This window comes from Lentilactobacillus buchneri, from assembly GCF_018314255.1.
Lineage (GTDB): Bacteria > Bacillota > Bacilli > Lactobacillales > Lactobacillaceae > Lentilactobacillus > Lentilactobacillus buchneri.
Genome location: NZ_CP073066.1, coordinates 2,224,092 through 2,237,802, shown reverse-complemented (window position 1 = coordinate 2,237,802; position 13,711 = coordinate 2,224,092). Strand labels below are relative to the sequence as shown.

Genomic DNA, 13,711 nt, shown 5'->3' with positions numbered 1-13,711 from the left:
CAAAATTTTTCACCCACACTTTCCATAGTAATACTTTACCAAATAAGCCCTGAATAGTCTACACCTAAAAGTTTTTTGGATTTGGTTTGTTATAACCATACTGTTCAAAAACTTCTGCCCGCAAGTCCAACAGATTATCGTCCATAATTGCCTGTTGAACCCGTTTCATCAAATGGATTAAATAATAAAGGTTGTGGTAACTGCACAACCGCATCCCAAAAGATTCGTCGGTCTTCATCAGATGACGGATGTATGCCCGGGTGTAGTTGCGGCAGGTGTAACAGTCACAATGATCATCCAACGGTGTGAAGTCACGGGCATACTTGGCATTCTTAACAACCAGTCGGCCATGGGACGTCATCACCGTTCCGTTACGGGCAATTCGAGTCGGCAGAACACAATCGAACATGTCAATGCCCCGAATCACACCGTCAATCAGCGAATCGGTTGCTCCAACGCCCATCAGATAACGCGGCTTATTCTCAGGTAAAAGTGGACTGGTGGATTCCAGGATGCGATTCATTTCCTGTTTGGATTCTCCTACTGACAATCCGCCAATCGAATACCCCGGAAAATCCAGGCTGACCAAATCGCGGGCAGATTGTTTGCGAAGATCTTCAAAGCCGGCGCCTTGGACAATCCCAAACAACCCCTGCCAGTCAGGATTTCGGTGAGCTTTCAGTCCACGTTCTGCCCAGCGACTGGTCCGTTCAACTGACTTTTTGACGTAATCATACGACTCAAAAAATGGTGGACATTCATCAAGGCTCATCATGATATCAGGACCCAAATCATTTTCAATCTGAATCGCCTTTTCGGGAGACAGAAACATTTTTGAACCATTAATTTCATTTTTGAAGGTCACGCCTTCTTCGGTAATATCACGATTTTTAGCCAGTGAAAAGACTTGAAAGCCACCGGAATCTGTCAAAATCCCCTTGTGCCAATTCATGAATTTATGCAGACCGCCGGCCTCTTTGACGATGTCTTCTCCGGGTCTCAACCATAAATGATAGGTGTTCGCCAAAATAATCGTCGACCCCATTTGCTCCAATTCTTCCGGAGCCAGAGTTTTCACGGTTGCCTGGGTGCCAACCGGCATAAACATCGGCGTTTTGAAAGTTCCGTGAGGCGTGGTGATTTCTCCCAAACGGGCCCCGGTGTGCTTCTCCTTTTTAATCAAGCGATAACTTATCGCTGGTTGCATATAATAATCCTCCTAGTGAATGTACATTGCATCGCCAAAACTAAAGAAGCGATATTTCTCGTCAATTGCATGCTGATATGCGTTCAGAATATTTTCCCGTCCGGTAAACGATGCCACCAGCATCACCAAAGTTGATTTAGGCAGATGGAAATTAGTGATAAATGAATCAACCACCCGCCACTGGTATCCCGGTTTGATAAAAATATCCGTCCAGCCGGAGTCAGGGCGAATTTGACCGTCAAACTTAGTTCCGACCGTTTCCAGCGTTCGAATTGACGTAGTTCCGGTTGCCACAATTTTTCCGCTATTATCCCGGACAGCATTCAACGTGGCCGCTGCCTGGTCTGATAAACGGTAAAATTCGCTGTGCATTTTGTGATCTTCAATATTTTCCTCATCAACTGGGCGAAATGTCCCCAAGCCGACATGAAGCGTCAGATAAACCAAATGAACGCCCTTATCTTCGACTTTTTTAAGTAGATCTTTGGTCCAGTGTAAACCAGCCGTGGGAGCGGCAGCCGAGCCCATTTCTTTGGCGTAAACCGTTTGATAACGATCAGGATCATCTAATTTTTCTTTGATGTACGGCGGTAAGGGTGTCTCACCGAGCCGCTCCAGAATTTCGATAAAAATGCCATCGTATTGAAATTCGATTTCCCGGCCCCCGTGATCCAATTCCTTGGTTACAACGGCTTTAAGCTGGCCATCACCAAAATTGATAACCGTGCCGACCTTGGCTTTTTTGGCTGGCTTCATCAAAGTCTCCCAACGGTCGCCCTCAATATTATGAAGCAGCAACACTTCCATGTGGCCGCCGGTATCGGCTTTGACACCGTATATTCGAGCGGGCATGACCTTTGAGTCATTCATCACCAGGGCATCCCCGGGATTCAAATAATCAATGATGTTGTAAAAATGACGGTCCTGCATCTCACCGCTTTCTTTATCCAACACCAGCAGTCGTGATTCATCGCGATCTTTAATCGGCGTTTGGGCAATCAATTCATGTGGCAGATCATAATCAAAGTCTTCAAGGGTATAATTTGTTTTCAAGATTCTAATTCCTTTCGTCCTGAGGTGGCATTGGATAACTCAAATGAGCGTATCCCTTGGGAGTCACAATTCTTCCTCTGGCTGTCCGTTTGATTAAACCGATCTGGAGCAGATAAGGCTCATACATCTCGGCAATCGTGTCGGTTTCTTCGCCAATATTGGCGGCCAGGGTGTTTAAGCCAACTGGTCCACCGTCATAATACTTGATCATTGTCGTCAACAGTTTCAGGTCGGTTGCATCCAACCCTAAGTCGTCGACTTTTAACTTTGCCAACGCGTATCTGACAATTGACAAATCAACTTGGTCTTTGTCAGATACCTGAGCAAAATCTCGAACCCGTTTTAACAAGCGATTGGCGACTCGAGGTGTTCCTCGGGACCGCAAAGCAATCTCATGGGCACCGGAGTCCTCAATATCAATTTGAAAAATATCCGCAGTTCGGCGAACAATATCCTCCAAATCCGTCGCATTGTAATAATTCATGTGCTCTACAATTCCAAACCGATCACGCAGTGGTGCCGACAGCATTCCTGCTTGGGTCGTGGCACCAATCAGAGTGAATGGCGGCAGTGGGAAATGAATTGGGTGGGCGCCTGAACCCTGCCCAACGATAATATCGACAAAAAAGTCCTCCATGGCTGAATAAAGCATTTCTTCAACCACCTTGGGCAGTCGATGAATTTCGTCGATGAACAAGACATCACCAGGCTGAAGTTCATTGAGTAAAGACAATAGATCCCCAGGCTTATCAATGGCAGGACCGCTGGTCGTTCTAATATTAACGCCCATTTCATTGGCAATCACCATCGCCAACGTTGTTTTTCCAAGTCCAGGAGGCCCATAAAGCAGCACGTGGTCTAGTGACTCCTCACGTTGCTTAGCAGCCTTGATATAGACTCTTAACTCGTTTTTAACGTCATCCTGCCCAATGTACTCACTTAAAACTCGGGGACGAAGCGATTTTTCAATGCTGTTCTCATCGGCATCCACATTCTCTGGTGAAACCAATCGATCATCTTTTTCATTGGCCAATGGATCATCTCCTCATCCCTAATGCATTAACAGTTTCAATCCTAAACTTAAGTATTCATCGGTTGACAAATCAGCTTGCTTAACTAAATCCGGCTCGATGGCGGCAATCTGTTTGGCACCATAACCCAGCGCCTCCAATGCCGATAACGCATCGGCCAATTCAGGAGACTTTTCGTTACTGCCAAGCGGTTGGGCCAGCGAAACACCATTAGTTGCAATGTCGTCGAGCTTCCCCTGCATATCCAAAATAATCTGGCGGGCAGTTTTCTTACCAACTCCGGGGAACTTCGTCAAAAACTTGACGTCTTCATTATTAATTGCGGTGATCAATCCATCCCGGTCGTTGCCGGCCAAAATTGCCAAAGCGCTTTTGGGGCCAATCCCGGAAACCGAAATCAACTTTTCAAAGATCTGCTTGTCTTCAATGGTCGCAAAGCCAAACAGCAAGATAGCCGTATCGCTCACTGACTGATAAATATAGACTCTGATGACTTTTTTCTCATCAACATTAAAACGGTACGGGTCTGCGGTATTGATCAAATAACCAACGCCGCCCACTAATAAAACGATGTGGGTGGGTGTGATATCAACAACCGTCCCTTCCAAAAATTCAAACATCAACTTCTCCTCTTCACTAAAACGTATGTTTGCCAATAAATTGTACCATATCTCACTCGGTACTGGGCAACAATCTAGATGATTTCTTGGTCTGTATGATGGGGGTCTTGAATCCGTTTGAACATTTTTTCAATATCCTCATTGGTAAATTTCACCAGAACCGGCCGGCCATGGGGGCAGTTATATGGATTCTCGCACTCAGGCAGCCGTTTCAGTAACGCCTTTGCCTGGAGCTCATCAAGATGATGGTTCGCCTTAATGGCCCGCTTACAGCTCATCATGATGGCCGTTTTTTCGCGGAAGGCGGCCACGGAAATTTTATGATCGGATAAAATCCAGTCAATCATTTCTTTAATGGTGTCTTCTTCCTGCCCGGCCTTAAACCACATTGGGTGCTCACGGACGATGAAACTGTTCTGTCCAAACGGCTCCAAATGAATTCCAAGTTTGTCCAGCAGGTCCAAACGGTCGCTAATCATCAAGAAATCCGAGGTTGAGTAATCGAGCACAATTGGCACCAATAATTTCTGTTGGTCATCAGAAACTTCGCCAATTTGCTTACGGTAAAACTCATAGTTAATCCGTTCTTGAGCTGCGTGTTGATCCACCAGATACATATTATCGGCTGTTTCAGCCACCAGATAGGTGCCATGAATTTGACCAATGTAGTCCAGATGCGGAAAACCGGTTTCCACTACCAGTTCAGACTGCTCAGGCTTGGCACTCGGCTGGTGATTGTCAATCGTTTTTGGCTGGGTTCCTTCAAATGCAGGCAAGCCACTCGGCTCATTTTTAAGAAAGTCATCAAATTGAGCAACTTGTGAGCTGGCAAGGTCGTCTCTGGTTTTGACCACCACCGGCGTTACTTCAGGTTGGGAAATTGAAGGCGTCGTTGGTGTGTCGACGGCAAACAGCGGTGGATTTGTTTGAGCCTGAGTGGCAGTCGAAACATCAAACTGTCTTGGTGCAGCTTGAACCGGCTGTTTGAAATCCCTGGTTGCATCTGGAATCAGCTGCTTGTCTCTTAGCATGTCGTAAATGGCATTGGCAATTAATTTACCAATCATCGGTTCGTCACTAATCCGAACTTCCTGCTTGGTTGGATGAACATTGACATCGATCAAAGCGGGATCGGCGTCAATGTTGATTACGGCAATTGGAAACCGCCCAATCATTAATTTGGAACCATAGCCCGCAATCACCGCTTTGGTTAACGGAAAGTTGCGAATAAAGCGTCCGTTTAAAATCAGTGAAATATAGTTTCGACTTGAACGGGTCAATTCCGGTAAACTCACATACCCACTGACTTTGATGTCCAAATCATTTCCCTTAATTGCCGCCATCTTTGAAACCGTCTTGACACCATAAATTGCGCCCAAAACCTGGCGTAAATCCCCACGTCCGGAAGTTCTTAACAATTCACGGCCGTTACTGATAAATGAAAAAGCAATCTCAGGATGACTCAATGCCAAGCGGTTGACAATGTCTGATATTTTGGAAAGCTCTGTATTCGGTGAACTTAAATACTTCAAACGAGCCGGCGTGTTATAGAACAGTGATGCCACTTCAACAGTGGTCCCTTACCGTGATTCAGAAGCCTTTTGAGTGACAAGCTTGCCGCCTTTGTATTCAACTTCCGTTCCAATCGAACCGGTTGACGTCTTCATCCGAACGTTAGCGACGGAACTGATACTGGGGAGTGCCTCGCCACGGAACCCGAGTGTCCGAACGCGGAACAAATCCCGTTGCTCAGAAATTTTGCTGGTCGCATGTCGTAAAAAGGCCGTCTGAACTTGAGAGCTGTCAATTCCGTTGCCGTCATCGACAACTTTGATCAACTTCAAGCCCGAATTTTCAACGGTGACATCGATTTCCGAACTCTTGGCATCTATTGAATTTTCAACTAATTCCTTAACCACTGATGCCGGTCGTTCAACAACTTCACCGGCGGCAATCTGGTTGGAAAGGATTGTTGGTAGCTTATGAATTTCATTCAAATCAATCACCTTAGTCTCCGTTTATCTTCTGCTGCCATTTGTAAACTTGATTCATCACTTGCATGGGAGTCTTCCCCATCAAGTCCAATTTCTTTAATTGTGACACAACTTCGGCTTGTTTATCATCAATTTGCTCAAGGGGAAATAAAGACGTCTGCTGCTCAGCTGCCTGCTGAGGCGCCTGCTTTGGTGCGGAGGCCGTTTGATGCTCTTTATCGGCCTGTTGCTCAAGGTTGGTTAAAATGTCGTTAGCACGGTGTAATAACCCTTCTGGCAGACCTGCCAATTTAGCCACATGGATTCCGTATGATTTATCGGCAGGGCCCGGCTGAATCTTATGCAAAAAGACCAGTTCGCCATTGGATTCAGTCGCGCCGACATGGACATTTTGCAGGCGTTTGAGAGACTCATCCAAAACAGTTAATTCATGGTAATGGGTTGAAAACAGGGTTTTAGCACCAATGTTGTTATGAACATATTCGATAATTGCTTGGGCCAACGCCATCCCATCGTAGGTTGCAGTCCCCCGACCAATTTCATCAAACAAAATCAAACTGTTGGGAGTGGCATTCTCAATGGCATCGTTGGCTTCTTTCATTTCGACCATGAACGTACTTTGGCCCGAGATTAAATCATCAGCGGCCCCAATTCTAGTGAAAATTTTGTCAAACACCGGCAGTTTGGCATGTTTGGCAGGCACAAAACACCCCATTTGGTTCATGATGACGCATAGTGCCATTTGACGCATATAGGTACTTTTACCAGACATGTTGGGACCGGTAATCAGTAAGATGCTGGTATCTTCGCCCAGATTAACGTCATTTGGGACGTATTGCTGGTGGCCCAAAACCTTTTCGACAACTGGGTGGCGACCGTCTTTGACTTCAACCACATGCTGCGTCGTAAGCGTTGGTCGAACAAATCGGTACTCCTCGCTGACGGCGGCAAAGCTCTGTAAGACATCGATTGACGCTACGGCATCTGCTAAATCCTGAATTCGTTTGATGGATTTTTTAATGTCATCACGGATCTTAACGAATAGCTTGTATTCCAAAGTTTTACTTTGTTCCTGGGCCTCTAAAATCAACGCTTCTTTTTCCTTCAGCTCCGGCGTCGAGAATCGCTCGGCGTTGGCCAGGGTTTGTTTGCGCTGATAACGGTTTGCAGGAATCTTGTCCAAGTTGACCTTGGTGACTTCAATATAGTAACCAAAAACGTGATTAAAACCAACTTTCAAGTTATTAATGCCGGTAATTTTACGTTCTTTCGCTTCCAGTTCAGCCAACCATTTTTGACCGTTATTGGTAGCGTCCCGGTAAGTGTCCAGCTGTTGATTGTAGCCATCCTTAATCACCCCACCATCAGTAACTGAAATTGGCGGTTCCTCGACGATCGCAGAATCAATTTCGTCGACGACATCATCCAATGGAACCAGATTTTTGAGCATATCCTCAAAACTCTTGTCGGCGATTTGCTCCAAAATATATTTAATCTTCGGGACCTGCTTGAGCGAAGCCTTGAGTTGAATCAAATCACGGCCATTGACACTGCCGAAGGAAATCCGACCTGCCAATCGTTCCAGATCGTAAACCTTGATTAACTCGTCTTGGAGTTGATTTCGTTCGAAATAGTGATCCAGTAACACGGCAACTGCATCATGGCGTTGATTAATCAGTTTGCGGTTCACCAAAGGCCGCTCAATCCATTGTTTGAGTTTTCGGCCGCCCATCGCAGTTTTGGTTTGGTCAAGCAGCCACAATAAAGTGCCGGCTTTTTTACCTGTGCGAATATTGCGGATTAATTCCAAATTGTATTGAGAATTGTGGTCGAGTTCCAAAAAATCTGAGGGTTCATAAATCACTGCCCGCTTTAAATGCTGCAGGCTTCTTTTTTGGGTTGCCTGGATATAATCCAACAGGAGTTTGACAACCCGTTTCATCAAGTCGTCATCAACGTCCTGGCTTAAGTAACTGACTGAGGCATTGACCGGCAGAACCGATTGATGGGAAATCAAAATCCCCAACTTTTGAATCGTATCTTGAATTGACTCCGGTAAATCAGTATCAACGACAATTTCCTTAGTCTGTAAAGAAACCAGTTCGTTAACAAATTCAGCCTGTGTGGTTAATTTGGCAACTTTGAGTTCACCAGTGGAAAGATCGGCGTATGAGAAGGCAAACTCATGGTTTTTTTGATCATCCACCACCGCAGTCAGATAGTTATTGGACTTGGCGTTTTCACTGCCAACATCCACCTGCGTACCCGGTGTCACCAATTGAATGACTTCTCGTTTGACCATTCCCTTAGCCAATCGTGGATCTTCCATTTGTTCACAGATTGCGACTTTGTATCCCTGGTCGACTAGAATATCAATATAATTTTGCACCGCTTTGTGGGGCACACCACACATTGGAACCGGATTGGCCGCATTCCGGCTCCGGTTCGTCAAAGTTAATTCCAATAACTGTGAACCCTTGATGGCATCCTCATTGAACATCTCGTAGAAATCACCGAGACGGTAGAACAAAAAAGCATCCGGATACTGGTCCTTGATTTTTTGATATTGCACCATCATTGGAGTTAATTCTTTTTTTGCCAACTGAAAGTCCCCTTAAATTCTCACTGAATTCGATTTCAGTATCGTCTAAACTATTATAAAACACAATTAAATTTGATCATCAGTCATCGACACGGTTTCAATGTGGGTCGCGTGACCGGTCTTATCGTCAATATCGACGAAGCAGCCGGAAATGATTCCCCGACCGGTTTCCATAACTTTAAATCGGGCTGGTCGCTGATCTAAGAAGCGTTGAATCACACTGTCCGGCTGCATGCCCAACATGCCGTCAGCCGGCCCGGTCATCCCGGCATCGGTTAAAAAGGCCGTCTTGCCTTGGAGAATCCGTGCGTCATTTGTTTGAACATGGGTATGTGTCCCCACCACCGCTGAAATTCGGCCGTCCAAATAACGGGCGATTGCTAATTTTTCGCTGGTGGCTTCGGCATGAAAATCCATAAAAATGCAATTGGTCGTCTTTCGAATCTCTTCAACCAGTTCGTCAGCCAGCTCGAATGGATCGTCAAGGTTGTCCATGAAGACGCGCCCTTGAAAATTCAGGACAGCCAACTGTTTGCCGTTGACATTGACCATGGTATACCCTTTTCCGGGTGTTGTTCGCTTGGGAAAATTGTACGGCCGAATCAGCCGTTTAGTATCATCGATGAAGTCGAGAATTTCATTATTGCTCCAAGCATGGTTTCCAAGCGTGACCACATCCACACCATCACTCATCAATTGCTTATAGATACTCAAAGTGATGCCGCGACCCATTGAAGTTGCATTTTCGCCGTTCACTATTGTGACCTGGGGTTTCAGATCCTGCTTGAGTCTTGGCAGATAATTGCCAATCATTGAAACACCCTTGTCGCCAACCACGTCACCGATAAAAAGAATTCGCATGTATTTTTCCTCGATACTTTCTGAATAATATAAAATAATTCTAACATTTATAAAAGAAAAAAGACCAGAGACTCTGATCTTTTATCTTGCGTATTCGACTGAACGAACTTCCCTGATCACCGTTACTTTAATGTGTCCAGGATACTTCATCTCAGTTTCAATCTTTTGTTTGATCTGACGGGCAAGCACAATTGCCTGTGTGTCCGTTATATCTTCGGGCTTTGCAATCACACGGATCTCTCGACCTGCTTGAATTGCGTAACTCTTTTGTACTTCGTTAAAGCTGTCAGTGATCTTCTCAAGACTATCAAGTCGATGAACAAAGCTTTCAAGTGATTCACTGTGTGCGCCTGGACGCGAAATCGCGATCTTTTCCGCAACAGCAACCAACTCAGAAATGATTGTTTCTGGATTGTGGCCTTCTTCATAACCTTTGATAGCATCAATGACAACGGGACTCTCATGATACTTCTTGGCGAAATCAACACCAACCTGTACATGTGATCCCTCAACACCATTATTGGCAGCTTTACCGATATCGTGTAATAATCCTGCGCGTTTAGCTAAAGTAACATCCTCACCTAATTCTGCTGCAAAAGCACCCGCCAACTTGGCGACCTCAATTGAATGACTCAGCAAGTTCTGCCCATGATCAATCTTAAAGTTGAGTTGTCCAACTAATTTGATCATATCTGGGCTCATTGAATGAATCCCAAGGTCGAATAGCGTCTCTTCCCCAATTTCTTGGATACGTTCGTCAAGCTCTTTACGGCTCTTTTCGACCATTTCTTCAATTCGTGCCGGATGAATCCGACCGTCCTTGATTAACTTTTCAAGTGTCATTTTGGCAACTTCTCTCCGAATCGGATCAAAGCCGCTCAGCACAACTGCTTGTGGGGTATCGTCAATGATTAAATCAATGCCGGTCAACGTTTCGAAAGTCCGAATGTTACGGCCCTCACGGCCAATAATTCGTCCCTTCATGTCTTCGTTAGGAAGACTAACAACGGAAACGGTTGTCTCTGAGACAACGTCCGCTGAACTCTGTTGAATAGCTTCAATTATCAGATTTTTGGCATTTTCATCAGCTTCTGTTTGGGCTTGGTAATAACTTTCTTTTACCATCCGAGCCTTTTCGTCAGCCAACTTTTCGCTAGTTTCTTTCAAAATCAGGTCCCGGGCTTCTTCTTGCGTTAAAGCAGCAACTTTCTCAACTTCGGCCTGGCGTTTTGCGATAAGTGAGTTTGCTTCTTCTTGTTGTGTAACTAAATTCTGTTGTTCACGATTAATCTTCTGCTCTTTTCGGTTCAACGAACTTTCACGACGTTCGAAAGCCGTGTCTTTACGATCAAGAGCCTCTTCTCGCTGCAGCAAACGATCCTCTTGTTTTTGAATCTCCGCACGCCGAGTCTTCAGTTCTTTTTCAACCGATGAACGGTAACGGTGGTTCTTCTCCTGAGCTGATAGAGTTGCTTCTTTCACAACCGTCTCAGCCTTCTTCTGAGCTTCGGTCAAAATGTTCTTGGCCGACCCATTGGCGGAGTCAAGATCTTTCTCGTGGATCTTCTTTTGTGCAGACTTGCCGATTACAAAGCTTAAAATACCAACAAAACCAACAACAATTATAGCGATGATTGCGAGGATTATCCCAGCCATGGTCATGGCTTTTCACCTCCAAATCATCAAAAAATGATTATTTGTAAACCAATTAGATGTTATTTGATTATTGACACAATTCTTATTTTAATGTTTGTTAACACTAGTGTCAATCATCTTTACGTTGCGGTTTTTGGTATTTGTATATAACAAGATTTTTGAGTGACCATATTTTCTTTTAAAATGTTTCACAAAAGCCTGCTGTGCCTTGATTAACTCACAAAAAATGGGCATCTCCTCTGAGTGCCCATTAACGAAATCTATTTGCATTTGGTAGTGCCAATTACTTGCCAATATCAAGATCGATGCTATCAGTTTTGGTTTCTTTTGAAGAACCGGTTGCCGATTCCTTTTTGGAATCCTTTTTGTCGGCTTTTTTATCGGTCTTCTTATCGGAACTGGCTTTGTCATCAGAGGTGTCCGAGTCAGTTTCATCAGGAATGTCGTAGGCAGCCCTGACTTTCTTCATCACCTCGTCATACATATCTTGATGTTCTTCAAGATAAGTCTTGGCATTCTCACGGCCTTGACCAATTCTTTCTTCACCATATGAATACCATGAGCCGGACTTGTTAATAATGTCTTTTTCAACAGCCATATCAACCAATTCGCCAGATTGGGATATACCCTTGCCATACATGATATCAACTTCAGCACGTTTAAATGGCGGTGCAACCTTATTCTTAACGACTTTGATGCGGACACGGTTACCAATGATGTTGGTACCGTCCTTAATCTGTTCAGCCCGACGAATTTCGAGTCGAATTGTCGCATAAAACTTCAAGGCACGACCACCGGGGGTAGTCTCCGGATTACCAAACATCACACCAACTTTTTCACGAATCTGATTAATGAAAATGGCAATCGTCTTGGTCTTACTGATCGTTCCAGAAAGTTTCCGGAGGGCTTGCGACATCAGTCGAGCCTGCAGACCAACGTGGGCGTCCCCCATTTCCCCTTCGATTTCAGCTCGGGGAACCAATGCAGCGACTGAATCAATGACAACGATATCAATTGCCCCACTGGTAACCAATGCGTCAGTAATCTGGAGGCCTTGTTCACCAGTATCTGGTTGCGAAAGTAACAGATCGTCAATATTCACACCCAGGTGGGTTGCATAAACCGGATCCAGGGCGTTTTCGGCATCAATGTAGGCAGCTGTGCCGCCGCGCTTTTGAACTTCGGCAACCGCATGAAGCGCCACAGTGGTCTTACCTGAACTTTCAGGTCCATAGATTTCAACGATTCTGCCCCGTGGGTATCCCCCCACTCCCAGCGCATCATCAAGCGCTAATGAACCAGATGGAATTGTGGAAATTTGAGTATCGGCTTTGTCGCCCATTCTCATGATGGATCCCTTACCAAATTCTTTTTCAATATTCTTTAAGGCTTTATCTAAAGCTACTTTTCTTTGGTCAGCCATTAAATTCCTCCCACTATCCTTAACGGAAAAGTTTACTTACTAACTATACTAATGATTATCCAAAAAAGCAATCAAAACGCGAACAAAAGTTCGATTAATTTAATAGCGATGAATCATGTCCAACGCCATCTCCAAGCCGGCCTTGACTGCAGCGGCCCGAATCTGATTTCGATCACCCGTGAAATGAAACTGTTTCGCATAAGTATATTGGGTTCCATAGGCAATGCCAATCCAGACCGTGCCAGCAGGATCGCCTTCCAACGTGTCCGGCCCGGCCACTCCGGTAAAGGATACGCCCAGATCTTTATTCATGATGCTTCGGGCCTGATTTGCCATCCAAATGGCAGTCGGTTCACTCACGACACCATTTTCATCAATTACTTCACTTGGTATCTGCAGTAGTTGTTCTTTAACCTGATTTGAGTATGTGACAAATCCCCCCTCAAAAACTTCTGAGACGCCGGGCACATTACCGAGAGTGCTCTGAAATTCACCGGCAGTTAAACTTTCAGCCGCTGTAATTGTAATGTGTCGGGATAATAGTTCATTTACTAATGTCTCTTCCAATGTCATCTTACTTGCTCCCTCTAGTTCATAAGTACGTTAAATACTTGATTTTTATCTAACAAGACACAAATACCGGAAGACTCATTTTCATGAACCCTCCGGCAGCTGTGATTAAAATGAATCTGAAAATACTGAGCGATTTTTTACAAAGTAATCAATTCCTGAGTAAATCGTGAAGAATAGGCAAATGTATAACAGAATTAAGCCCATTGGAATGTTGACTGCATCAAATAAAACGTTGTTCAAGAACAGTAAAATGATCGCCAGCATTTGAGTGGTTGTCTTGATCTTGCCCGGCCAGGCCGCAGCAATGACTTGACCTTCGTTCTCGACAATGATCAGCCGCAGTCCGGTTACCGCCAATTCACGGCAGACAATAATCGCGGCGACCCATGCCGGAACATCCCCCAGGCCAACTAAAAACAGAAATGCCGTCATTACCAGCATTTTATCTGCCAAGGGATCGGCGAACTTTCCAAAGTTGGTTACCAAATGATTTCGTCTGGCAATCTGACCATCTAAGAAATCGGTTAGAGAGGCGACCACAAAGATAATTGTCGCCCACAATCTGGTCATACTGATCGTGGTTCCCGCCCAAACAACGCTGCCGGAAAAGATTGGGACCGCGAGGATCAGGATAAAGAACGGAATCAGGATGATTCGAAATAGTGTTAATTTATTCGGTAAATTCATGTTA

The 13,711-nt window shown here is 44.9% G+C and carries 10 protein-coding genes and 1 pseudogene; all 11 read right to left on the bottom strand.

The features are described 5' to 3' along the window. Positions 1–64: 64 nt before the first annotated feature. Complete coding sequence (gene tgt / locus KE627_RS10695; RefSeq protein ID WP_056938877.1) at positions 65–1,207, bottom strand: tRNA guanosine(34) transglycosylase Tgt; 1,143 nt, start codon at positions 1,205–1,207, stop codon at positions 65–67. Between the two features lie 12 nt (positions 1,208–1,219). Beyond that, a complete protein-coding gene (gene queA, locus KE627_RS10690; protein WP_056938876.1) occupies positions 1,220–2,260 on the bottom strand; it encodes a tRNA preQ1(34) S-adenosylmethionine ribosyltransferase-isomerase QueA in 1,041 nt (346 codons plus the stop codon). A 4-nt stretch (positions 2,261–2,264) separates the two neighbouring features. Then, the gene (gene ruvB, locus KE627_RS10685; RefSeq protein ID WP_013727734.1) at positions 2,265–3,293 is read right to left on the bottom strand and encodes a Holliday junction branch migration DNA helicase RuvB; all 1,029 of its coding nucleotides are present in this window, start codon (positions 3,291–3,293) and stop codon (positions 2,265–2,267) included. 18 nt (positions 3,294–3,311) lie between these two features. Beyond that, positions 3,312–3,911, bottom strand: a complete 600-nt coding sequence (gene ruvA / locus KE627_RS10680; RefSeq protein ID WP_013727733.1) for a Holliday junction branch migration protein RuvA — start codon at positions 3,909–3,911, stop codon at positions 3,312–3,314. A gap of 74 nt (positions 3,912–3,985) precedes the next feature. Next, positions 3,986–5,917: pseudogene (gene mutL, locus KE627_RS10675) on the bottom strand (DNA mismatch repair endonuclease MutL). A gap of 1 nt (position 5,918) precedes the next feature. Continuing rightward, the gene (gene mutS, locus KE627_RS10670; RefSeq protein WP_056938875.1) at positions 5,919–8,507 is read right to left on the bottom strand and encodes a DNA mismatch repair protein MutS; all 2,589 of its coding nucleotides are present in this window, start codon (positions 8,505–8,507) and stop codon (positions 5,919–5,921) included. Positions 8,508–8,573: 66 nt separating this feature from the next. After that, a complete protein-coding gene (locus KE627_RS10665; RefSeq protein ID WP_013727730.1) occupies positions 8,574–9,368 on the bottom strand; it encodes a TIGR00282 family metallophosphoesterase in 795 nt (264 codons plus the stop codon). A gap of 81 nt (positions 9,369–9,449) precedes the next feature. Then, positions 9,450–11,030, bottom strand: a complete 1,581-nt coding sequence (gene rny, locus KE627_RS10660; protein WP_014939846.1) for a ribonuclease Y — start codon at positions 11,028–11,030, stop codon at positions 9,450–9,452. Between the two features lie 277 nt (positions 11,031–11,307). Beyond that, positions 11,308–12,447 (bottom strand): recombinase RecA, encoded by a 1,140-nt coding sequence (gene recA, locus KE627_RS10655; RefSeq protein WP_014939845.1) that lies wholly within the window; start codon positions 12,445–12,447, stop codon positions 11,308–11,310. A 99-nt stretch (positions 12,448–12,546) separates the two neighbouring features. Beyond that, positions 12,547–13,020: a CinA family protein gene (locus KE627_RS10650; RefSeq protein WP_056938874.1), complete on the bottom strand. Its 474-nt coding sequence runs from the start codon at positions 13,018–13,020 to the stop codon at positions 12,547–12,549. Positions 13,021–13,125: 105 nt separating this feature from the next. Continuing rightward, complete coding sequence (pgsA, locus tag KE627_RS10645) at positions 13,126–13,707, bottom strand: CDP-diacylglycerol--glycerol-3-phosphate 3-phosphatidyltransferase (protein WP_014939844.1); 582 nt, start codon at positions 13,705–13,707, stop codon at positions 13,126–13,128. Positions 13,708–13,711 lie beyond the last annotated feature (4 nt).

Excerpts from the sequence above, each read along its gene's own strand:
- tgt (WP_056938877.1), bottom strand. The coding sequence starts at position 1,207 with ATGCAACCAGCGATAAGTTATCGCTTGATTAAAAAGGAGAAGCACACC.
- rny (WP_014939846.1), bottom strand. The coding sequence starts at position 11,030 with ATGACCATGGCTGGGATAATCCTCGCAATCATCGCTATAATTGTTGTT.
- recA (WP_014939845.1), bottom strand. The coding sequence starts at position 12,447 with ATGGCTGACCAAAGAAAAGTAGCTTTAGATAAAGCCTTAAAGAATATT.
- KE627_RS10650 (WP_056938874.1), bottom strand. The coding sequence starts at position 13,020 with ATGACATTGGAAGAGACATTAGTAAATGAACTATTATCCCGACACATT.
- KE627_RS10665 (WP_013727730.1), bottom strand. The coding sequence starts at position 9,368 with ATGCGAATTCTTTTTATCGGTGACGTGGTTGGCGACAAGGGTGTTTCA.
- pgsA (WP_014939844.1), bottom strand. The coding sequence starts at position 13,707 with ATGAATTTACCGAATAAATTAACACTATTTCGAATCATCCTGATTCCG.
- ruvA (WP_013727733.1), bottom strand. The coding sequence starts at position 3,911 with ATGTTTGAATTTTTGGAAGGGACGGTTGTTGATATCACACCCACCCAC.